This window comes from Pseudomonas sp. AM14(2022), from assembly GCF_036346455.1.
Lineage (GTDB): Bacteria > Pseudomonadota > Gammaproteobacteria > Pseudomonadales > Pseudomonadaceae > Aquipseudomonas > Aquipseudomonas putida_A.
Map to the genome: position 1 here is coordinate 258,518 of NZ_JAOTNY010000008.1, position 21,774 is coordinate 280,291.

General features: G+C 60.1%; 17 protein-coding genes. 11 read left to right on the forward strand and 6 right to left on the reverse strand.

Annotated features, from left to right (window positions below):
• The first annotated feature begins 91 nt into the window (after positions 1-91).
• A complete protein-coding gene (locus V3W27_RS17975; RefSeq protein WP_330207179.1) occupies positions 92-4,525 on the forward strand; it encodes a DEAD/DEAH box helicase in 4,434 nt (1,477 codons plus the stop codon).
• Positions 4,526-4,743: 218 nt separating this feature from the next.
• Here the strand turns inward: V3W27_RS17975 and V3W27_RS17980 are convergent, their stop codons facing one another.
• Positions 4,744-6,837, reverse strand: coding sequence for a mechanosensitive ion channel family protein (locus V3W27_RS17980; RefSeq protein ID WP_330207180.1), 2,094 nt, complete (start codon positions 6,835-6,837; stop codon positions 4,744-4,746).
• A gap of 328 nt (positions 6,838-7,165) precedes the next feature.
• Between V3W27_RS17980 and V3W27_RS17985 the strand changes: the two genes are divergently transcribed.
• The 5 genes from V3W27_RS17985 to V3W27_RS18005 all read left to right on the forward strand — a co-directional run bounded on the left by V3W27_RS17985 (position 7,166) and on the right by V3W27_RS18005 (position 12,547).
• Complete coding sequence (locus V3W27_RS17985; RefSeq protein ID WP_330207181.1) at positions 7,166-8,371, forward strand: MFS transporter; 1,206 nt, start codon at positions 7,166-7,168, stop codon at positions 8,369-8,371.
• Positions 8,372-8,584: 213 nt separating this feature from the next.
• A complete protein-coding gene (locus V3W27_RS17990) occupies positions 8,585-9,511 on the forward strand; it encodes a DUF72 domain-containing protein (RefSeq protein ID WP_330207182.1) in 927 nt (308 codons plus the stop codon).
• Positions 9,508-10,305: an endonuclease/exonuclease/phosphatase family protein gene (locus V3W27_RS17995; RefSeq protein WP_027612950.1), complete on the forward strand. Its 798-nt coding sequence runs from the start codon at positions 9,508-9,510 to the stop codon at positions 10,303-10,305. The genes V3W27_RS17990 and V3W27_RS17995 overlap by 4 nt, the downstream gene beginning before the upstream one ends.
• Positions 10,302-11,576 carry a cardiolipin synthase ClsB gene (clsB, locus tag V3W27_RS18000; protein ID WP_330207183.1) on the forward strand — a complete coding sequence of 425 codons (1,275 nt, stop codon included), beginning with the start codon at positions 10,302-10,304 and terminating at the stop codon, positions 11,574-11,576. The genes V3W27_RS17995 and clsB overlap by 4 nt, the downstream gene beginning before the upstream one ends.
• On the forward strand, positions 11,573-12,547 hold the full coding sequence (locus V3W27_RS18005; protein ID WP_027612952.1) for a lysylphosphatidylglycerol synthase domain-containing protein: 975 nt from the start codon (positions 11,573-11,575) through the stop codon (positions 12,545-12,547). Before clsB ends, V3W27_RS18005 begins: the two co-directional genes overlap by 4 nt.
• A gap of 114 nt (positions 12,548-12,661) precedes the next feature.
• Here the strand turns inward: V3W27_RS18005 and V3W27_RS18010 are convergent, their stop codons facing one another.
• The 5 genes from V3W27_RS18010 to V3W27_RS18030 all read right to left on the reverse strand — a co-directional run bounded on the left by V3W27_RS18010 (position 12,662) and on the right by V3W27_RS18030 (position 17,850).
• A complete protein-coding gene (locus V3W27_RS18010; protein ID WP_027614239.1) occupies positions 12,662-13,420 on the reverse strand; it encodes an alpha/beta hydrolase family protein in 759 nt (252 codons plus the stop codon).
• Positions 13,410-14,519 carry a DUF3182 family protein gene (locus V3W27_RS18015; RefSeq protein ID WP_330207184.1) on the reverse strand — a complete coding sequence of 370 codons (1,110 nt, stop codon included), beginning with the start codon at positions 14,517-14,519 and terminating at the stop codon, positions 13,410-13,412. The genes V3W27_RS18010 and V3W27_RS18015 overlap by 11 nt, the downstream gene beginning before the upstream one ends.
• A gap of 181 nt (positions 14,520-14,700) precedes the next feature.
• The gene (locus V3W27_RS18020) at positions 14,701-15,435 is read right to left on the reverse strand and encodes a TenA family transcriptional regulator (RefSeq protein ID WP_330207185.1); all 735 of its coding nucleotides are present in this window, start codon (positions 15,433-15,435) and stop codon (positions 14,701-14,703) included.
• Between the two features lie 90 nt (positions 15,436-15,525).
• Complete coding sequence (locus V3W27_RS18025) at positions 15,526-16,719, reverse strand: MFS transporter (RefSeq protein ID WP_330207186.1); 1,194 nt, start codon at positions 16,717-16,719, stop codon at positions 15,526-15,528.
• Positions 16,720-17,850, reverse strand: coding sequence for a HesA/MoeB/ThiF family protein (locus tag V3W27_RS18030; protein ID WP_330207187.1), 1,131 nt, complete (start codon positions 17,848-17,850; stop codon positions 16,720-16,722).
• Between the two features lie 569 nt (positions 17,851-18,419).
• Between V3W27_RS18030 and V3W27_RS18035 the strand changes: the two genes are divergently transcribed.
• From V3W27_RS18035 to V3W27_RS18055, 5 genes are all read left to right on the forward strand, one after another.
• A complete protein-coding gene (locus V3W27_RS18035) occupies positions 18,420-19,088 on the forward strand; it encodes a YjfI family protein (protein WP_442962660.1) in 669 nt (222 codons plus the stop codon).
• A gap of 17 nt (positions 19,089-19,105) precedes the next feature.
• Complete coding sequence (locus V3W27_RS18040) at positions 19,106-19,804, forward strand: PspA/IM30 family protein (protein ID WP_007966153.1); 699 nt, start codon at positions 19,106-19,108, stop codon at positions 19,802-19,804.
• A 195-nt stretch (positions 19,805-19,999) separates the two neighbouring features.
• Positions 20,000-20,650 carry a DUF2491 family protein gene (locus V3W27_RS18045; protein ID WP_103367214.1) on the forward strand — a complete coding sequence of 217 codons (651 nt, stop codon included), beginning with the start codon at positions 20,000-20,002 and terminating at the stop codon, positions 20,648-20,650.
• A gap of 15 nt (positions 20,651-20,665) precedes the next feature.
• On the forward strand, positions 20,666-21,091 hold the full coding sequence (locus V3W27_RS18050) for a DUF350 domain-containing protein (protein ID WP_027614247.1): 426 nt from the start codon (positions 20,666-20,668) through the stop codon (positions 21,089-21,091).
• Positions 21,092-21,108: 17 nt separating this feature from the next.
• Entirely contained in the window at positions 21,109-21,774 is a 666-nt protein-coding gene (locus tag V3W27_RS18055; protein WP_330207189.1) for a DUF1190 domain-containing protein, read from the forward strand.

The window sequence follows — 21,774 nt, forward strand, 5'->3', positions numbered from 1 at the left end:
AGGAGTGAGCCTGCTCGCGATGAAGCCTGTCAGCCACTGGAGATCCCCAGCGGTACTTGCATCTTGCCGCCCTCACCCGCATAACTTGAGCATGAATCTGCCCATCCCCAAGGACGCGGCCCTGGCGGGCTTCCATCCCGCCGTCAGCGCCTGGTTCAGCAGCACTTTCCCGACGGTCACCGCCGCCCAGGCCCGCGCATGGCCGTTGATCCGCCAGCGCCGTTCGACGCTGATTGCCGCGCCCACCGGCTCCGGCAAAACCCTCACCGCGTTTCTCGCGGTGCTCGACGACCTCGTCCACCGTGGCCTGGAAAACCCCGACGGCCTGCCCGACGAAACGCTGGTGGTCTACGTCTCACCGCTCAAGGCCTTATCCAACGACATCCGCATCAACCTGCAGAATCCGCTAGCCGGAATCACCGAGCAGTTGCGCCAGATGGGCCTGCCCGAACTGCAAATCACCACCGCCGTACGCACCGGCGACACTCCACAGAAAGACCGCGCCGCCATGCGCAAAAGTGCGCCGCACATTCTGGTGACCACCCCGGAATCGCTGTACGTGCTGCTCGGCTCCGAGTCCGGACGCAAAATGCTCGGCAGCACGCGCACGGTGATCATCGACGAGATTCACTCCATCGCTGCCGGCAAACGTGGCAGTCATCTGGCGCTGAGCCTCGAACGCCTGCAGGCGTTGTGTGCCGAACCCTTGACTCGCATCGGCTTGTCCGCCACGCAAAAGCCGATCGATGCCGTAGCGCGGTTTCTGGTCGGCACCGATCGCCCCTGCGAAATCATCGACATCGGCCACGCCCGACCACGGGATCTGGGCATCGAAGTGCCGCCGGTGCCGTTGTCGGCAGTGATGGCTAACGACGTCTGGGAGCTGGTTTATGACCGGCTCGCCGAACTGGCCCGCGAGCACCGCACCACGCTGGTTTTCGTCAATACCCGGCGCCTCGCCGAACGCCTGAGCCGACACCTCAGCGAACGTCTGGGCAAACACGCGGTGGCCGCGCATCACGGCAGCCTGGCCAAGGAATTCCGCCTCGACGCCGAACAGCGGCTCAAGCGCGGCGAGCTGCAAGTGCTGATCGCCACCGCCTCACTGGAATTGGGCATCGATATCGGCGAAGTCGATCTGGTCTGCCAAATATCCTCGCCGCGTTCGATTGCCGGGTTTCTGCAAAGGGTCGGGCGCTCCGGGCACCAGGTCGGCGGCACACCCAAGGGCCGCTTGTTCGCCACCACCCGCGACGACCTGATCGAGTGCGCCGCCCTGCTCGACTGCGTGCGCCGTGGCGAACTCGACACCCTGCACATCCCCCAAGCGCCGCTGGATGTGCTGGCGCAGCAGATCATCGCCGAAGTCAGTTGCCGGGAATGGGCGGAAAACGCGCTGCTGGCGCTATTCCGCCAAGCCTCGCCCTACCGCGATCTCGACGAAAAACACTATCAGGCGCTGCTGACCATGCTCGCCGAAGGCTACAACGGTCGTCAGGGCATCCGCAGCGCCTACCTGCACCGCGATGCGGTCAGCCGCACCCTGCGTGGCCGTCGCGGCGCGCAACTGACCGCCGTGACCAGTGGCGGCACCATCCCCGACAACGCCGACTACAGCGTGCTGCTCGAACCGCAAGGCCTGAACATCGGCAGCGTCAACGAAGACTTTGCCGTGGAAAGTATCGCGGGTGATGTGTTCCAGCTCGGCAACACCTCCTACCGAATCCTGCGGGTTGAAACCGGCAAGGTGCGGGTCGAGGATGCTCAGGGCCAGCCGCCGACCATTCCGTTCTGGCTCGGCGAAGCCCCGGGGCGCAGCGATGAATTGTCTGCGGCGGTGGCGCGGCTGCAAGCGACTCTCGACCTGTTGCTCGGCGCCAGCCCCGGCGATCTGCAACCGGCGCTCGACTGGCTGACCGCAACCCTCGGCCTGAACCGCGCCAGCGCCGAACAACTGGTGGACTATCTCGCCCGCGCTCGCCTGACCCTCGGCGCCCTGCCCTCGCAGGACACGTTACTGATGGAGCGGTTTTTCGATGAGTCCGGCGGCACCCAATTGATCATCCATTCACCGTTCGGCAGCCGCATCAACCGCGCTTGGGGCCTGGCGCTGCGCAAGCGTTTCTGCCGCACGTTCAATTTCGAGTTGCAGGCTGCCGCCAGTGAGGATGCGATCGTGTTGTCGCTGTCCACCAGCCACAGTTTCGAACTGGACGACGTCTGGCGCTACCTGCACAGCAACAGCGCCGAGCACATCCTGATTCAGGCGATTCTCGACGCGCCGTTGTTCGGCGTGCGCTGGCGCTGGAATGCCGGGGTAGCGCTGGCGTTGCCGCGTTTTACCGGCGGGCGCAAAGTCGCGCCGCAGTTGCAGCGGATGAAAAGCGAAGACCTGATTGCCAGCGTGTTCCCCGATCAGATCGCCTGTCTGGAAAACCTCGCCGGCGAGCGGGAGATTCCCGAACATCCGCTGATTGAACAGACTCTCGACGATTGCCTGCACGAGGCCATGGACAGCGACGGGTGGCTCAATCTGCTGCGGCGCATGGAGAGTGGCGAGGTACGGTTGCTCAGCCGCGATCTGCCGGCACCGTCACCGCTGGCGGCAGAAATTCTCAGCGCGCGGCCGTACAGCTTTCTCGACGATGCGCCGCTGGAGGAACGTCGCACCCAAGCGGTGATCAACCGGCGCTGGAGCGATCCGCAGTCCACTGATGATCTCGGTGCGCTGGACGCAGACGCCATTAACGCGGTACGTGAAGAAGCGTGGCCGACGCCGGCCAACGTCGATGAAATGCATGAGGCGCTGATGAGCCTTGCCTGCATCAGCGACCTTGAAGTTCAGGCTGGCGAACACTGGCGCGAATGGCTTGACGCGCTGACTGCGAGCGGTCGCGCCTGCCGCTTGGCCGTTCCGCCAGTAACGGCAAAAGAAAAGCTTCGCGAGCAGGCTCGCTCCCACATTCAACCGCGTTCCGCCAGTTGGAACACTGTCAACTGTGGGAGCGAGCCTGCTCGCGAAGACGGCCTCACAGTCACTACACATCCACAGCCTGGCTCGTTGTGGCTGGCGCGAGAACGCCTGACCTGCCTGTTGGCGCTTTATCCACAGGCCACGCTGCAACCGCAGCAAGAGGCCTTGCCCGGTTTCAACGAACCTTGGACGTTAGAGGAAGCGCTGGTCGAAGTGCTCCGCGCGCGACTGGGCGCATTTGGCCCGCTGCCGTTAGCCACCATTGCCGAACCACTCGCGTTGCCGATACCGCAGGTCAATCAGGCCCTCGCGCAACTGGAGCGCGAAGGCTACGTGCTGCGCGGTAAATTCACCCCGGGCGCGACGGTTGAGGAATGGTGCGAACGGCATCTGCTGGCGCGCATTCATCGCTACACGGTCAAGCGTTTGCGCCGGGAAATCGAGCCGGTGGCTCTGCAGGATTTCATGCGTTTTCTGTTCGACTGGCAGCATCTGTCCTCCGCTACGCGCGCTCAGGGCAGCGCGGTGTTGCCGGCGATTGTCGGCCAGTTCGAAGGTTACCCGGCAGCGGCCTCCGCGTGGGACAGCGACATTCTCCCGGCGCGCCTGAAAGACTATTCGCCGAGCTGGCTGGATGACCTGTGCCGCAACGGCAAACTGGTGTGGACGCGGCTCAGCGCCCGGCAGAAAGTCAGCGGCACGGCGTTGCGCAGTACGCCGATTGTGCTGCTGCCGCGCAGTCAGGTCGGGTTGTGGAGTGCATTGGCCGAGCAAACGCCGGTCAGCGAACTGTCAGCAAAAACGCAAAAGGTTTATGAGGCGCTGAGTCAGCACGGCGCACTGTTTTTCGATGAGCTGATCCATGAAGCGCATCTGCTGCGCACCGAGCTGGAAATCGCCTTGCAGGAACTGGTCGGTGCCGGTCTGGTGAACGCCGACAGCTTCGCCGGTTTGCGCGCCCTGATTACCCCGGCGAGCAAGCGCCAGCAACGCAGCAGTCGTCGCGGGCGCGGGGCGTTTGTCGGTGGCATGGACGATGCCGGGCGCTGGGCGTTGTTGCGGCGCGGGCCGCTCATGGAGAACAGCCAGAGCGCTTCGCCGGAAACCCTCGAACATGTCGCCATGACGTTGCTGCGCCGCTACGGCGTGGTGTTCTGGCGTCTGCTGGAGCGCGAAGCGGACTGGCTGCCGAGCTGGCGCGAATTGCTGCGCACGTTTCATCGGCTGGAGGCCCGTGGCGAGATTCGCGGCGGGCGCTTTGTCAGTGGTCTGGCGGGGGAACAGTTTGCCTTGCCCGAGGCGATTCCGTTGCTGCGCGAAGTGCGCCGCCGGGCACATGACGGCAGTCTGATTGCGGTGTGCGGGGTGGATCCATTGAACCTGGCGGGGACATTGTTGCCGGGGGCAAAAGTGCCGGCGTTGGCGAGTAATCGGCTGCTATATCGCGATGGGGTGCCGGTTGCTGCCGAGATTGCCGGCAAGCAGGTTTTCTGGGCTGAGCTGGATCAGATCACTATGGAACAGGTGCGCAGCAAGCTGATCCGGCATTGATGTCGACAGTTCCGGCCCTTTCGCGAGCAAGCCCGCTCCCACCGGGGATCTGCGGCGTTCACAAATCCAATGTGGGAGCCCTCTCCCCAGAAAATCTGCGTCGTTCACAAATACAGTGTAGGAACCTTCTCCATAGAAAATCTGCGGCGTTCACAAATCCAATGTGGGAGCGGGCTTGCCCGCGAAGAGGCCGGCAATCCCAGCACAAAATCCGGCGGTCAGGTACTCGACTTCTGCGGCACCTCGCTCGCCACCAACGCCCCCTCACCCTGCCGCTTGGGCAACAAAACCTGCTGTGGATAAGTCTGCGCGAAATGCACCTCGGGACTGTTATCCACAAGCTTTTTCAAACGCTGGTTGAACGCCCGGCTCACTGCATACTGCCCGCCCGACACGGTACGGAATTGTGCGGTCAGCACCACGCCGTTCAGGTCCATCCGGTCCACGCCAAACACATCCAGCGGCCCTTGCAGGTTGTACTTGAGGAACGGGTCTTCGCGGATCGAATCGCCAGTCTCGCGGATCAGCTCGATGGCCTTGTCGACGTCGGTGTCGTAGGTGAATTGCACCGAGAAAAATGCGTAGGCAAACTGGCGTGATTGATTGGTCACTGCCTTGATCTGGCCGAACGGCACCGAGTGCACGAAGCCCTTGCCGTCACGCAGGCGCAGGGTGCGAATGGTCAGGCCTTCGACCGTACCGGCATGCCCGGAATCAAGCACCACCCAATCGCCGATCGACAGGGTGTCCTCAATGATGATGAACAAACCGGTGATCACGTCCTGCACCAGTTGCTGCGAACCGAAACCGATCGCCAGACCGACTACCCCGGCCCCGGCCAACAGTGGCGCAACGTTGATCCCGAGGTTGGCCATGGTGGTGATCGCGCAGATCACCACCAGGATGATTTTGATCGCGTTGCGCAGCAGCGGCAGGATGGTTTTCACCCGGGTGCTGGGCTGGCGCGACGAGCGTTTGCTGACCGGTGGTTTCAGTGCTTCCTGAATCGCCGTGTCGAGCACCACCCACAGCAGCCAGGTGACGAGGAAGATCAGGCCGATGCTGCTCAACGCATTACTGATCGCCCGGCCGATCGTGCTGCTCTGAGCGAAATCAAGCAGTGAACCGCCCCAGATCCGCCCGAGAATATCGATGAAGGCAATCGCAATGACGATCCGCAGCAACGCGTGCAACAGGCTGAGAAAGCGTTCCTTGTAAGCGCTGCTGCGCTGGATCGCTTCGGCTTTACGCGACTTGAACAGGTGCTGGAGGATGGTGCTGAGGAACACCGTGCCGATCAGCAGCACCGTGGTGAACAGCGCACAGCGCAGGGCCTTTTGATTGTCCTCACCGATGCCGATCAGATTGACCGCCGAAACCAGCACCATCAGCACGATGGGCCAGTACCAGAGCCCGGAAAAAATCCGCAACGACTCCTGCAGTGAGGGCTGTTTCAGACGTTGCGCCAGTGGCCGATTACGGATCAGGTGCGCCACCGGCCGGCGCAGGCGAATCACCAGCAGACCGAAGATGATCGAGGCTATCAACCCAGTGAATACCGCGACGCTGCTGGTGATGTTGCCGCCTAACTGACGGGCGATCTGTGGGCTGGTCAACGCGTCACTGAGGGCGGCGAGAAAGCCAATCAGGAACAGCGGCTTCGGGCAGTAGTCGCGGATAATCCGCGCGGCCGGTCGTTTGTGGCCGACGTTGAACATCACCACCACGCACAACAGCATCGAGGTGGAGAAAATCCCGCTGCTGGTGGCATACGCCAGACACAACGCCAGCGCCCGACCCACCGAGGCTTGCAGAAAGTGGCTGACGTACAGCGTCAACGGCAGGCAGATCAGCGCCGGCACGGTGTACGGCAGCAGGTAACCCGCCAGATCCTGACTGCGTTGGCGGGTACGCAGCCAACGGCCCTGACTCAGCCGCTTGGCCAGCAGGCTGCCGAGCACCGTAAGCAACGCGAAGGCGCCAAGCCACACGCCGGACAGCATCAGGAAATCTCCGGCGACGCTCCAGCCGGATCGGTTCGACGGCTGGTTGACCAGTTTGTCGACTTCGTCCGCCGCACGGTCGGCACGCAGACGCCAGGCGTCGACCAGATGCTCGTTGAGATCGAGTTTGTCCTGCACGTCGTCGATGCTCGAACTGATTGCGCCGAGCAGACCGCCCTGCACAATCGGCTCGGGTTTGGCCGGTTCTTCAGCAGCGGCCGGAACACCCGGCAACGTGGCGGCTTCGAGTTCGCTGGCGCCGAGAAACAGCAGCGCTCCCAGCAAAATGGCGATCCTGAACTTGATCAAAACTCCGATCCCTCTTGGCTGAACCTGTAAGGAACTGATCGGTGAATGGCGGACAAGTTCGGTTTTTGGGTCAATGACCTTCCCCCTGTGGTGAGGGGATTCATCCCCGATCGGCTGCGCAGCAGTCGTAGACATCTGCTTTCACACCGTTTGGAACCGTTTGGGGTTGCTTCGCAACCCATCGGGGATAAATCCCCTCACCACAGAATTCACAGCACTCCGTGGATATTTGCGCCAGCAGCAAATATCAAATGCCCAACCCTGTATTTTTCCGCACAACCCAAACTCCGACACTGCGCTCCATTCAAACCTCTACCGGAGTGCTGTCATGCCCATTGCCTTGCTCGCGCTGACTCTCAGCGCATTCGCCATCGGGACGACCGAGTTCGTCATCGTTGGCCTGTTGCCCACCATCGGCGCCGATCTCGGCGTCAGCCTGCCGTCCGCCGGGCTGCTGGTCAGTCTGTATGCACTGGGCGTTGCCATTGGCGCGCCGGTGCTGACCGCCCTCACCGGCAAAGTCCCGCGCAAACTGTTACTGCTGTCGCTGATGGTGCTGTTCACCCTCGGCAACCTGCTGGCGTGGATGGCGCCGGGTTATGAATCGCTGGTGCTGGCGCGGATCGTCACCGGTCTGGCGCACGGGGTGTTCTTCTCTATCGGCTCGACCATCGCCACCAGCCTGGTGCCCAAGGAAAAAGCTGCCAGCGCGATTGCCATAATGTTCACCGGCCTCACTGTGGCGTTGGTCACCGGCGTGCCGCTGGGCACGTTCATCGGTCAGCATTTCGGCTGGCGCGAAACTTTCCTCGCCGTCTCGGCGTTGGGTGTGATCGCCTTCATTGGCAGCCTGCTGTATGTGCCGAACAACATCGCCCACAGCAAACCGGCGTCCTTGCTGCAGCAACTGCAAGTGCTGAAACAACCGCGTCTGCTGCTGGTGTACGCCATGACCGCGATCGGTTACGGCGGCTCGTTCATCGCCTTCACCTTCCTCGCGCCGATCCTGCAGGACCTCTCCGGCTTCAGCGCCAGCACCGTCAGCCTGGTGTTGCTGGTGTACGGCGTGTCGGTGGCGGTCGGCAATATCTGGGGCGGCAAACTGGCAGACAAACGCGGGCCGATCAGCGCCCTGAAAATCATCTTCGCCCTGCTGGCGGCGGTGCTGTTCGTACTGACCTTCACCGCCGCCAATCCATGGCTGGCGTTGGCGACAGTGCTGGTGTGGGGCGCGGTGGCTTTTGGCAACGTGCCGGGGTTGCAGGTGTATGTGGTGCGTCAGGCTGAACATCACACACCGCGGGCAGTGGACGTGGCATCCGGGCTGAACATTGCTGCGTTCAACCTCGGGATTGCCGGCGGGGCGTGGGGCGGCGGGCTGATCGTCGAACATCTGGGCCTGATTCACACGGCGTGGATCGGTGGTCTGGTGGTGCTGGTGGCGCTGGCGCTGACCGCGTGGAGCGGGCGACTGGATCGCCTCGGTCCGGCCTATGCCGAACCGGCTCAAGGCCGAGTATTCACGGGCCACTGAGTAACCCTGTGGGAGGGGGCTTGCTCCCGAAGTCGGTGTATCAGTCGCCATTGATGTTGACTGAACGACCGCCTTCGGGAGCAAGCCCCCTCCCACATTAGCTTTGTGTTGCTCTCAGGGATGTACCGTCCGTAACGCCACCGAAACTTTCCCGAACCGCCCGCAGTCATCAACAGACACAGGCTGTACGAGGACTGACAACGGGAGGGCGGCATGGCAACGATTCACATCGGTATTTCCGGCTGGCGCTACGTTCCGTGGCGAGGGGATTTCTACCCGAAAGGACTGACGCAGAAGCGCGAATTGCAGTTCGCGTCGCGGGCGGTCAACAGCATCGAAATCAACGGATCGTTCTACGCCCTGCAACGGCCCGAACGTTACGCCCAGTGGTACAACGAAACGCCCGACGACTTCGTGTTCAGCGTCAAGGCGCCGCGCTTCATCACCCACGTCCGGCGCCTGCGCGAGATCGAAAAGCCGCTGGCGAATTTCTTCGCCTCCGGGGTGCTGGAGCTTAAGGAAAAGCTCGGGCCGATCCTCTGGCAGTTTCCGCCGAACTTCAAATTCGACCCCGAGCGCTTCGAACACTTCCTCTCATTGTTGCCCCACGATACTGCAGCGGCCGCCGCCCTCGCCCGCCAACACGATTCACATCTTCACGGCCACGCCAGCCTCAAAGCCTGGCGCAAAAAACCGCTGCGCCATGCCGTGGAAGTGCGCAATGACACGTTCATCGACCCCGACTTCGTGCGCTTGTTGAAACGCTACAACACCGCCCTGGTGATCGCCGACACCGCCGGCAAATGGCCGTACCGCGAAGACCTCACCAGCGATTTCGTCTACCTGCGCCTGCACGGTGCCGAAGAGCTTTACGCCAGCGGTTACACCGACGCCGCGCTGAACAAATGGGCTGAACGCATCGACGCCTGGCATCACGGCCGGCAACCCGGCGATGCGCATCTGATCGCGCCGCGCCTCAAGCCGCGGGCGCGCAAATCCCGCGAAGTGTTCTGTTATTTCGACAACGACATCAAAGTCCGCGCGCCCTACGACGCGCGCAGCTTGCTCCACCGATTCGCGCTGGATAAAACGCTCGCCACCACCCCCGGCGAACCGGTTGCCGAAGGGGTGCTGGCATGAGTATTCCAGAGCCGGTCGGGTTCACCGACGAGCAGACCAGCGTTGAAGTGTCGGTGCGTCGTTTCACCGTGCTGACGGTCAACACACACAAGGGTTTCACCGCCCTCAATCGACGTTTCATCCTCCCGGAGTTGCGCGAAGCGGTGCGCAGCGTGGCCGCCGACGTGGTGTTTTTGCAGGAAGTCCACGGCACCCACGAGCATCATCCCAAGCGCTACAGCAACTGGCCGACGATGCCGCAATACGAGTTCCTCGCCGACAGCCTGTGGCCACAGTTCGCCTACGGGCGCAACGCGGTGTATCCGGAGGGCGATCACGGCAATGCGTTGCTGTCGAAATTCCAGATCATCCGCCACGACAACCTCGACGTGTCGATCAGCGGCCACGAGAACCGCGGGCTGCTGCATTGCGTGCTGCGCCTGCCCGGCGATGGCGTCGAAGTGCATGCGATCTGCGTGCATCTGGGTCTGCGCGAAAGCCATCGCAATGCGCAATTGAAACTGCTCGGCGAGCGTCTGGCGGAGCTGCCGGATAACGCACCGGTAATCGTCGCCGGTGACTTCAACGACTGGCGCCAGCGCGCCGACGCGCTGCTTGAACCCTGCGGCCTGCGCGAGGTGTTCGCCGAGCATCACGGCAAACCGGCGCGCAGCTTTCCGGCGCGGCTGCCGACGCTGCGGCTCGATCGTATTTATGTACGCAACCTCAAGGCCAGCCAACCGAAAGTCCTGGCCAACCGGCCCTGGTCACACCTTTCCGACCACGTCCCGTTATCGGTGGAGATCGAACTATGAGCAGCGCACCGCTGGAGAAATCCGCCGTGGAACCGATCAGCATCAACCCGCCGGTACGCGAGCCCGGGCAAGTCGATGTCGAGTACGGCTGGCAGGGCAATAACCGCGTCGAGTTGCTGGAAAACGGCGAGGAATATTTCCCCCGGGTGTTCGACGCCATGCGTGCGGCGAAGAGTGAAATTCTGCTGGAGACCTTCATCGTTTTCGAAGACAAGGTCGGCGCAGAGTTGCAGCAGATCCTGATCGACGCCGCCCGGCGTGGCGTGCGCACCACTGTCAGCCTCGACGGTTTTGGTTGCGGCGAGTTGACCACCGGTTATCTCGCGGCACTGAGCGAAGCGGGCGTGCATCTGCAAATGTTTGACCCGGCGCCCAAGCACCTGGGCATTCGCACCAACTGGTTCCGCCGCCTGCACCGCAAGATTGTGGTGGTCGACGGACTGATCGCGTTCATTGGCGGGATCAACTTTTCCGGCGATCACCTGGCCGATTTCGGCCCCGAGGCGAAACAGGATTATGCGGTGCAGATTCAGGGGCCGGCGGTCGCTGACATCCATCACTTCGCCCTGCTGCAAAGTGGTCGTCCGGGACGCGCACGTTTCTGGTGGCAGCGCCGGCGTCAGCGCCGGGCGGACATGGCTTTCAACGATCACGACGGTCAGGTACGCCTGGTGTTTCGCGACAACGATCAGCATCACACCGACATCGAAGATGTTTACTTGCACGCATTGCGCCGGGCCAAACGCCGGGTGGTGATCGCCAACGCCTATTTCTTCCCCGGCTACCGCCTGCTGCGCGAGATCCGCAACGCCGCGCGCCGTGGTGTCGAGGTGCGGCTGATCCTGCAAGGTCAACCGGACATGCTGGTGGCCAAACTGGCGGCGCGCATGACCTACGACTACCTGCTCAAGGCCGGCGTGCAGATCCACGAATATTGCCAGCGCCCGCTGCACGGCAAAGTCGCGTTGGTGGATGAGGAATGGAGCACCGTCGGCTCGAGCAATCTCGACCCGCTGAGCCTGTCGCTGAACCTGGAAGCCAACGTGCTGATCCGCGATCGCGCGTTCAATCAGCATTTGTTTCAGCGCCTCGAAGACCTGAGCCAGAACCACTGCAAGGCGATGGACGCCAGCATGTCCCCGCGAGGACGGATCTGGCACATGACCGTAGGGTTTCTGGTGTTTCACTTCCTCCGGCATTTCCCGTCAATGGCCGGATGGTTGCCGGCGCACAAACCGCGGCTCAAGCCGTTTCGGGGGCGCACGTCATGAGCCATTCCCACGCACAGTCTGCGCCCGCCACTCACTCTCGCTGGAGTCGCTGGAAACGCCCACTGACGTTGCTGTTCTTCCTCGCGCTGATCGTGTTGCTGACGATGTTCGCCACCCGTATCGAATGGGCGGAAGTCCTGCAAACCCTGGCCGACTTCAAGGTGCGCACGCTGATCATTGCCGCCAGCCTGACCCTGCTGAGCTTTCTCACCTACGCCAGTTTCGACCTGATCGGCCGCACCTACATTCGTCAGGACCTGACCTGGAAACAGATCCTCCCGGTGGGGATCATCAGCTATGCGTTCAACCTCAATCTCAGTGCCTGGGTCGGCGGAATCGCCATGCGCTATCGGCTGTATTCGCGCCTGGGGGTGAGCAAAAGCAACATCGCCAAGATTCTCGGTCTGAGCCTGGCCACCAACTGGTTCGGTTATATGACGATTGCCGGCGTAGTGTTCAGCAGCGGCCTGGTGAGCATGCCGCCGGGATGGAAAATCAGCAGCGCCGCGTTGCAGGGCATCGGCGTGCTGCTGTTGTTATTGAGTGCCGGTTACCTCGCCGCGTGCCAGTTCTCCAAGCGCCGCGAGTGGTCGATTCGCGGGGTGGAAATCAACCTGCCATCACTGCGCATGGCCGTCCTGCAATTGCTGCTCGGTGCATTGAACTGGTCGCTGATGGCGGCGGTGATTTTCACTCTGCTGCCGAGCAAACTGGATTATCCGTTGGTGCTCGGCGTGCTGTTGATCAGCGCGATTGCCGGAGTCATCACGCACATTCCGGCGGGGCTTGGAGTGTTGGAAGCGGTGTTTGTCGCGCTGCTGCAGCACGAAGCTTCGCGGGGCAGTCTGGTGGCGGGGTTGCTGGCGTATCGGGCGATTTATTTTCTGTTGCCGTTGTTGATTACGGTGGTGATGTATTTGCTGGTCGAGGCCAAGGCGAAGGCGTTGCGGATCGAAAAGAAACCTTCATGATTTTTTTGTTATGGCTGATGGCCCCTTCGCGAGCAAGCCCGCTCCCACAGGTAGAAAGCATTCCAAATGTGGGAGCGGGCTTGCTCGCGAAGGCGTCCGAAGAGCCACAACAAATCATGTGGACTGGATGATGCTCAACCGCTCACCCACCACCATCTCGGTAATCCAGTCCACCAGAATCGAAGTATAGGCCTGCTGCGAAACCGGCTCGCTCAAGGCATGGTCGGCGCCATCGATTATCCGGTGCGTCAGCGAATGCGTCTGCTGACAGGCGGCACGGTAGCTCATGATCGTCGCGTGGGGCACGTAGTCGTCGGTTTCCGATTCCACCAGCAACACATCCCCGGTGAACTGTGAACAGGCGTGCAATGCACGGTTGCTGTCTGCACGGACCAACGTCGCCCGGTAGTCGCGCAGATCGGCCTTGTCCAGTTCACGCTTGGGCGTGTGCCATTGCTCGTCGCGATACAGCGCCGGTACCCGCAGCGCCAGCCAGCGCACCGGACGCAACGAGGTGAGGATCGAAGCCAGGTAACCGCCATAACTGGTGCCAACCACCGCAATCGCCGAGGTGTCGAGCGCCGGATGCGCCAGCAGGCGGTCGTAGGCTGCGAGCAGGTCACGCAGATTGTCTTCGCGCGTCACCCGCGTCAGCGGAATGCCGGTGCCACCGGTGTGGCCGCGCAGGTCGAAGGTCAGGCATACACAACCGAGACCGGCGATGCCCTTGGCGCGTTCAAGATCACGCTCCTGGCTACCGCCCCAACCGTGCACAAACAACACGCCGGGGACTTTCGATTTTGGACTGAGAAACGTCCCGCTCATCTGTTCATCATCAATGTCGATCTGAATGCTTTCGCTTCTAGCCGTCATAAGATTTGACCGTTACGTATTTGAGAAGGAAGTCGCTGTTCTCCGCTGGCCCGCGATAGATTTCGATGGCGTCCGCCGGCAGGCTTTGATCGCTATAGGTTTCTACGGTCGACACGCGGATCGCGGGCATCTGCGGATCATTGACGAAGCTTTGCAACGCGGCCAATTCAGCGCTGCTGGCACCGCCCATGCGCCAGGATTGTTCGAGCACCCCGCTGCGGGGTTTGCCATTGCTGTCCAGGCCTTGGGCGATGTCGTAGTTGCGGCGTGAGGCGTAGAAATCTGGATAAGCCTCATCCGCTGCCCGGTCGAATATCTGCGCCTGCTTGATGGCCTGTCGCACGTCATCCGGCAAGTCCAGCGCCAGCAGATCTTCGTAGCCGCCCTGCACTACCAACAGATTCGAACCACCATAGACGTCTTCGCCATGGGCATCCTTGGTCAAGTATTGATCACCGCAGTAGCTAAGCACTTTGTCGCCGATGAATGACTGGCCAACGCTGTGGGTGAAGACCTTGCTCAAGTCCTGTTCGAGCACCACGCCATCGCGAAACAACGCTTCCGCTTCTGCACGGGCCAGTACTTCATCGAACGCGTCGAGGCTGTTGATAACTTCCTGGCCACGACCGGCACAGGCGTGAATCGGCTTCAGGCGGATCGGTCCGCTGTACAGCAGATGCTCGGCAGCGGGTCGCGCATCTTTCACGGCAAACACCGTCAAGCCGTCGAGCACCACATCGCGCACGCGCTCGGAGAATTGCGGCGCCCAGCCTTTTGGCGCGTGAGCCAGATGACTGCGCAAGCCGTGACTGATGGCTTTGGTGCAAATGAAATCGTGTTCGACGTACCCGCCCCACAAATCGCCGGGGCCCTTGATCCCCAGATTGCGCGCGCTGGCCGCGCCGACAATGGTCTGGGTCGGAAGCCAATACAAATCGCGACCGCGATGCTTCTGCGGGTCAAAACTTCCGCCGAAGCTGAGTCCCAGAATCTGCGCCAGCCAGCGGGCAAGTGCCTTGTTGGTCTGCACTTCATGTTGCGGCGCCCCGGCCCGAACCGAATGGGCGACGACCACTTTCCTGCTCGACATCGGGGTCATGCGTCCCCCTTCAAGCCACTTGATGAATGTAATGAGAGAAGTGCAGAGATCAGGCCAATCGCCTGGCGCCGGGAATGCCCAATGATTCAATCGCTTGGAACAAGCATGGTGGCATCGGGCCTGTTTCAATCTGCACGACTGCCAGCGAATCCGCGGCAATTTGCACGAAACGAGACGCCGACTACTGCTGACTGACTTCCTTCCAGATGGCATCGAACATGACACAACGTTTGAGCATAACCTGACGCCCGATTTGAATCGCAAGCCGCTTGGCTTCAGGCGTCTGGTGAGTCAGGCGTTGCAGAATTCCCAACATGGTAATCGCGTGGTCCTCATCCTCTTCGATATGCAGGCGAAAGAACTCCAGGCCTTCCTCACTGATGTTCAGTCCCTCCAGCGCCAGCAGAATCGGTCGGTAAATCAGCGGCACAATGGCTTCGGCTCCCAGGCAGAGCGCTGCGAGGCCCTCGACAGGATTTTCACTGCGGCAAAGCTGCATGATGCATTGGGTGAAATCCACGGTCTGAGGTAAAGGCGATTCTGCCAAGGGATGGGTGCCCAGGATCCGCAGCGACCTTTGAAACAACTCGGCATGCGTGAGCTTGTTATCACCATCTATGCCCATTTCCTCTTGCATGTTTTCCAACAGTAATTTGATGTCGCCAAGGGACTCGAGGCGATTGAGGATTGCGCATAGAAAGCGGGTAAAGTTTCGCGAGTAGTAATGATGCTGGATCAGAAAGTAACGCATCCCCTTCAGGGAAACATGACCGTTTTGCATTGCTAGCAACAGTTCATGATTAACCAATCTATCTAACGCATCAGCGTCCAGCCATTGGTCCCATAATGTGCCTCCGGTCATGAAATTAATGACCTTCGCCCCATCGCCGCAATTCAACTCTTTATCTACTTCCAACTTTAAATTCCTTTAAATTCTTTATCAGCCATCCAGCCGATCGCAACTTTCCAGTTATTCCGAAACCCCGAAAAACTTACAAAACCGTATTCATTTTGCGTCGCTGTAAATGACCGGGCGCTCAAACCTGGCCAGAAAGTAAGCACATAGAGAGGCGAAAATGATGCACAGACCGCCTGACGCAAGAATCACAGCACTGCTCGAGAAATGCAGTAACAGCCATCCACTCAGCAGGCTCGCGGGAGGAATCGCGAGGTAGGCAATGAGCCTTGTAACTCCCACCGTTCGCCCCAGAATGGTTTGCGGAACCACTTGCTGGCGATAGGTGAAAAAAGCGATGACCACCACGGATTGGCAACCGGTAGAAAGCGCCCAAAGTGCCGAAAGTGACCACGGATCGTTGGCCATCGCCCCCATCAGCGTGAACACCCCGGCCAGCAAACAGCTTCGACGGATAAGAATGCCGGCCGGATATCTCTTCGCCAGAAACGCCCCCATAGCTGATCCGGCGACGGCACCTGCACCGATGAGCCCGTAGTAATAGCCCACATCACTCAATGGCACGGCCAGTAGCGTGGTGTAGACATAGACAAGGCTGGCACCGATCAAGGCAAAACCGAAATTGCAGAAAAAGAACAGCATGACAAACGAACACAGTTCTCGCTGCTGGATGACATACAACAGTCCGGCTTTGATTTCCGTGAATACCCGCGTGGTGGCCGGCGCAGGCTTACCCTGCTCTTTCAGCAAGAAGCAAAGCGGCAGGGATAGCGCAAATCCGACAATACTGCCAATCAGCAACTGCTCCTTGGTACTGAAGGCCAGCAAGGCTGCGACGCCGATTGGTGCAACGATGCGAATGATGTTGTCACTGGCGTTGACGATCGCATTGAATCGATGAAGTTTGGGCCCCTCGATCAGCGCAGGCGCAATACTCTGGAAGACCGGGTGGTGGGTGGCACCGACGCTTGCCAACAGAAAGCTCAGCAGTAACAGAGTAATACTCAAGTTGCTCCCGGACAGCGTACTCACGGCAGCATATATGAGGCAGCCGGTGACGATGTTGATCAGATCACCACCGATCAGAAAACGCCGTTTGCTGTAGCGATCACTCCATACACCGGCGAAGGGCGTAACCAGTATGTAGGGCGCCATCGCGGCGAAAAAAGCCAGCGACGTCCAGACTGGGGAGCCGGTCTGCTCATAAACATAAAGCGGGATCAGAAACGCGATGGCCCATGAACAGATGGACGTGATGGCATAGGAAGCCAGGAGTTTGAACATCTAGACAGTCTCCGCCTGCCGCGTCCGTTGCGCGTTCGCGAGATGTCCACACACCGTGCAGTCCGGATTCTGTTGCCAGACTTCGGCGACGCTGACGTCCAGGTCGTCGAATGTGAATTCCTTGAGCTTGTTGGTCAATTGTGGCGGTTGGCAGCCGGTGATGATCTTGACCGTTTCGCTGACCATCATCCCGGCGGTGACAGCCACCAAAGTCACAAGAGCCGGGCCGGGATGCTCATAAGTGATGTCGTGCTGTTTGGCCATGGTCGAAACGCTGTTCACCAGGCTGCTCTTGTTACGCGCCGACGTCAGCCAGCAAGCACCGCAGCCCGAGGAGCCAGGCACCACCGAATAAAACACCGAGCGCCGTACATCAAGCCCGCCTGAAATGAAGGGTACGCCCTGTTCAACACAGGCCTCATTCAGCCAGTCGGCCATGTAGTTCGCGGGTTTATCGGCGACACAAATCACAATATCGTGGCCGCGTACGATGCCGGCGACGTCTTGCGCCGACTGGAGGCGGGTTTCGTGAGCAGTAATGTCGAGGTGACTGTTGAATTCAAGCAACCTGCGCCTGGCCGTTGCAACCTTCGGCATGCCAACGTCGGTTTCCTTGTAAAGGATCTGCCGGTTCAAATTGCTCAACTCGATCGTGTCAAAATCGAGGATCGTCAGATGGTGGACACCCAGCGCTACCAGGTCGAACAGGATATGGGTGCCCAGACCGCCGCAGCCCAGGACACAGACCCTGGCCGTGCGCAGTTTTTCCTGGTGGGTGAACTTGTTCTCGCCCACAGCCGCCATCGACCCGAAAAAGTCGATGTTGCGGGAAAATCTGATGCGATCATGATCCGAGAGAGAAGTAGTCTCAAAGGCATCCGGACTCTCGACCAGCCGGTATTTGATCAGATCTTGCGCGACGCTTCGGATTTCGTCCTGATCCACCGCGGGGTAACGGACTGCCACCTGGGTAATCAACTCCTCATAGGGTTCACGGCCATCAAGTGCCTTGACGAACTCCCAGACAGCACCGTGTAGGTCGGGGATTTTTGCGTATTGACCGTTAAAACGCAGGACTACCTGACCATCAAGTTTGAACGGAATAATCGTCGGTTTAAGACTAAGTTTCATATTCGAGCCTCAATCGCTATTAAAACAACTTGATAAAGAACCAGGGCCATTAAGGCCCTGTTTCTTACTGACCAGATCAGCCGATCTGAGAATCGCCAGCCGAAGATGCTTTTTCGAAAGTCATAATGATTTCCTCAAAAGTTGAAGGGCCGGTGGTGAAGCTGTTTCCACCGGGGTGAAGGTGTGCACACCCCAAAACTAGAATAAGTTTTCAGTGGTTGCGAACCGACCTTGTTTCTTAATATTACTCACAAAGAACAACTTCCTACGCTCTTACGAAGGGCCGCTATTACTTCTTACGGAAACATGCAAAAACAATGTAGGAATTATCTTCAATACTTAAACAATAAAAAATCACAGCGAGAGAATTGAGAAACAAACTCGCCTTCCAGACAATAAACATCAGTGATTAATCAGAAAAACACTGCCCACCCGGGACAACGCTTGCGACCACCACCTCATCAGCGATGTCGACATGCCGAAAAAATCTCACGCGTGAGCCATTGATGGCATTTTGAATTGGTTGTAGTGTGGCTCACGCGTGAGATGTTCATAACGGAGTCATTGCCATGAAAAGTCGCTCCCCCACCGTTGCATCAGAGAGCCCACAGGGAGAGCGCTCGAAACCGTCCGCGAAAAAGCCGTCGAGCTTCTACATGAAGCAGATGCGTGCGGGCCTGGCTGCCGCCGGTTATGTGAAACACGAAACTTGGGTACTTCCGGAAAACCGAAGCTTGCTCAAGCAGATGGAGCAACAGCTACGCCAACCGATTCTGGCTGGCTCATTCATGTCGGAGAATTACATGAGCGCAGGCAACAACTGGAACATCGATAGCCTCTTCAACGCCATCAAGGCACTGGACGAGGTGGCTTCGCACGAGATCACGCTGTCTCTGATCCAGAGCTCCGAACCCAGCATCAAGCTGGAAATGAACGAATTCGGCGGTCTGCCGATTCACATCGCCGTGGCCGGTCAGCAGATCATCGTCGACACCGTGCTGGTGGATATCGATTCGATCACTGACGTGCACGCCTTCAACGACGCCGTGCTGCGCAGCCGGGAAATGTTCCCGCTGTCGTCGATCGGCATCGAGTCGATGCCCAACGGTCAGACCGTTTACAACATGTTTGGCGCCCTCAGCGCCGACTCGAGCCTGACCAACGTCGTCACCGAGGTGAAAACCCTGGTCGATAACGTGCAGCGCGCGAGCGAAGCCTTCGAACACTTCTTCAAGTAATCAACAGGGAATATCCAATGACTCAGTCCATCTGGAGCAAGTTGTTCACCGCGCTGCGCGGCGGCGCCAATGAAGTCGGCGAAGCGATCGTCGACCAACAGGCCCTGCGCATCCTCGACCAGGAAATCCGCGACGCCGACACCGCGCTGTCGAATGCCCGCCGTGAGCTGGTCACCATCATGGCCAAGCACAAGCTGGCCGCTGATCGCGTGAGCGAGTACGACGCCAAGATCAAGGATCTGGAAGCCAAGGCGGTTTCAGCGCTGAACGCCGGCCGCGAAGACCTGGCGATGGAAGTGGCTGAAGCGATTTCGACCCTGACCAACGACCTGACCGCCGAGAAAGCCCAGAGCGACGAATTCGGCACCTACGCCGAAAACATGCGCAAGGACATCAGCAAGGCCGAGTCGCGGATCAAGAGCCTGCGCCAGCAGGTGGACATGGCCAAGGCCCGTGAAAGCGTGCAAAAGGCGCAGGTCAGCGCGTCCATCGCCAGCGGCGGTGCCAACGGCAAGCTGGAAACCGCCGTCGGCACGCTGAACCGTCTGCAGGCCAAGCAGCAGCAACGCGCTGCCGAGCTGAGTGCCGCCGATGAACTGGCTGACGCTTCGACCGGCAATGACCTGGAACGCAAACTGCGCGACGCCGGCATCACGCCAAACGAAGGCAGCGCCAATGCGATTCTCGAGCGTCTGAAGCAGAAGTCAGCTCAGTAAGCGTTTGCACAAAACCTGTGGGAGCGGGCTTGCTCGCGAAGGCGGTGTGTCAGTCGGTACCTTAGCTGCCTGACACACCGCCTTCGCGAGCAAACCGCTCCCACATGGTTTACGGCGTGTCGTTCGTCGCCCGGCCCGGTACACTGGCGGCGTTTTTTACGACGAACACCTCCACCCGCCTCAAGGAATGTACCCATGGGATGGTTCAAAGACTTGCTGGGCACCAGCAACTGGCAGACCGCTGCGCCAACGCCAAACGTTGCCAGTGGCCCACTCGGGATGGCACAAGGCAAAGGCGTGCGATTCGATTCGACTCTGGCCTTGCTGCTCGATGGCAGCACCTCGGTGCAGGTTCCAGCGGCAGAGGCAATCTGGAGCGCCGGCTGGATCGACCTCGGCCAATCCAACAAGCTGCATCGCTACTACCTCAATAACGAAGACTTCTGGCTGCAGATCCACGTCACCGGTGACGACCAGATCGAGTCGGTCACCCTGTTCAACTACCTCAGCTACGTGACCGTCAACAGTGACGCCGAGCTGCAGCGCCTGGCCGGCCCCGAAAGCCCGATCGGCCTGCCGATCTATACCCACGACGGCGTCCAGTACAGCCGCGAATGGGGCACCGAACAAGGCCAGACCGAACTCGTACCGATGACCGAACATGTGGTCAACCCGGACGAGAGCTACACCATCGAACACCACTCCATGCTTTACGCGCGCGAGACCGGCCTGACCGATCGCCGCGAACTGCTGCTGTTCTCCGTCGAACAGGACGAGGAAGGCACCGTCAGCCTGAGTACCTCACTGGGCATTTCGCTGTACACGACTGATTTGAGCACCATTTAAATAAGGAAGTTTTCCATGCTGGAAGTGCTGGCCGTTTCCCTGAACAAGACCGCACTGGTCGGTTTCGTCGTCTACCTGATCGGCGCCGTGCTGCTGTTCATGCTGTTTCAGTTCGTCTACACCCGCATCACGCCACACAAGGAGTTCGAGCTGATTCGCTCCGGTAACATCGCTGCCGCCATCGCTCTGGCGGGCGCGATCATCGGCTTCGCGATTCCGGCCAGCAACGTGATCGCGTTTTCGGTCAACGTTCTCGATTTCGTGCTGTGGGCGGTAATTGCTGCGGTGGTGCAGCTGCTGGCCTTTCTCGCCACGGGGCTGGTGCTCAAGGGCACATCGCAGCGTATCGCCAACGGTGAAATCGCTTCGGGTATCTATGTGGCCGCAGTGGCCATCAGCGTCGGCATGCTCAACGCCGCGTGCATGACCCCGTCCAACTGATCGGCAGGAAGCCTTCGATGAAACGCAGCAAGTACGTTCAACTGTCCCTCGCCGCTTCGGTGGCGCTGGCGATTTCCGGCGAGGTTACCGCGCAGGAGCAGCAACGCTTCCAATCTGTCGAGGAGTGTGTCGGCGCCGAAGTGGCCGCCGATGTCTGCTCCAACGCCTACGTCGCGGCATTGACCGAACATCGACGTATTGCGCCGGCCTACGATGACAAGGTCAAGTGCGACGCAGACTTTGCCGCCGACTGGTGCCAGAAGAATTCCGACGGTCGCTTCGTGCCGAAGCTCGGTGGTTTCAAGGTGCCACAGAGCGGTGAGGCGCCCCAGGACCTGAATGCGATTGCCAATGCGCAGATGCCTGCCGGTGAAACCGCCGCTGCGCAGAATGCACAAACGTCCGGAGGCGGCAACGGTTGGCTGACGGGCTGGCTGATCGGCAATGCGATGAGCAACAACGCCAATCGCACGGTCTATCGCGATCGCGATACGCGCCAGACCTACAACACCTCGGCGCAGTACCGCAAAATCGAATCGGCACCGGCTACCCGCACCGACACCCGCTACGACAGCACCCGGAGCAAACCGGTCAACGTCGCTTCGTCGACGTCCCGCGGCGGCTTCGGCAGCCAGTCTTCCGCCCGCAGCGGTTGGGGCGGCTGGGGCAGTTCGAGCAGCTGA

Excerpts from the sequence above, each read along its gene's own strand:
- clsB (WP_330207183.1), top strand. The coding sequence starts at position 10,302 with ATGAGCAGCGCACCGCTGGAGAAATCCGCCGTGGAACCGATCAGCATC.
- V3W27_RS18050 (WP_027614247.1), top strand. The coding sequence starts at position 20,666 with ATGCTGGAAGTGCTGGCCGTTTCCCTGAACAAGACCGCACTGGTCGGT.
- V3W27_RS18055 (WP_330207189.1), top strand. The coding sequence starts at position 21,109 with ATGAAACGCAGCAAGTACGTTCAACTGTCCCTCGCCGCTTCGGTGGCG.
- V3W27_RS17985 (WP_330207181.1), top strand. The coding sequence starts at position 7,166 with ATGCCCATTGCCTTGCTCGCGCTGACTCTCAGCGCATTCGCCATCGGG.
- V3W27_RS17995 (WP_027612950.1), top strand. The coding sequence starts at position 9,508 with ATGAGTATTCCAGAGCCGGTCGGGTTCACCGACGAGCAGACCAGCGTT.
- V3W27_RS18040 (WP_007966153.1), top strand. The coding sequence starts at position 19,106 with ATGACTCAGTCCATCTGGAGCAAGTTGTTCACCGCGCTGCGCGGCGGC.
- V3W27_RS18030 (WP_330207187.1), bottom strand. The coding sequence starts at position 17,850 with ATGAAACTTAGTCTTAAACCGACGATTATTCCGTTCAAACTTGATGGT.
- V3W27_RS18010 (WP_027614239.1), bottom strand. The coding sequence starts at position 13,420 with ATGACGGCTAGAAGCGAAAGCATTCAGATCGACATTGATGATGAACAG.
- V3W27_RS18015 (WP_330207184.1), bottom strand. The coding sequence starts at position 14,519 with ATGACCCCGATGTCGAGCAGGAAAGTGGTCGTCGCCCATTCGGTTCGG.
- V3W27_RS18035 (WP_442962660.1), top strand. The coding sequence starts at position 18,420 with ATGAAAAGTCGCTCCCCCACCGTTGCATCAGAGAGCCCACAGGGAGAG.
- V3W27_RS18005 (WP_027612952.1), top strand. The coding sequence starts at position 11,573 with ATGAGCCATTCCCACGCACAGTCTGCGCCCGCCACTCACTCTCGCTGG.
- V3W27_RS18025 (WP_330207186.1), bottom strand. The coding sequence starts at position 16,719 with ATGTTCAAACTCCTGGCTTCCTATGCCATCACGTCCATCTGTTCATGG.
- V3W27_RS18045 (WP_103367214.1), top strand. The coding sequence starts at position 20,000 with ATGGGATGGTTCAAAGACTTGCTGGGCACCAGCAACTGGCAGACCGCT.
- V3W27_RS17975 (WP_330207179.1), top strand. The coding sequence starts at position 92 with ATGAATCTGCCCATCCCCAAGGACGCGGCCCTGGCGGGCTTCCATCCC.
- V3W27_RS17990 (WP_330207182.1), top strand. The coding sequence starts at position 8,585 with ATGGCAACGATTCACATCGGTATTTCCGGCTGGCGCTACGTTCCGTGG.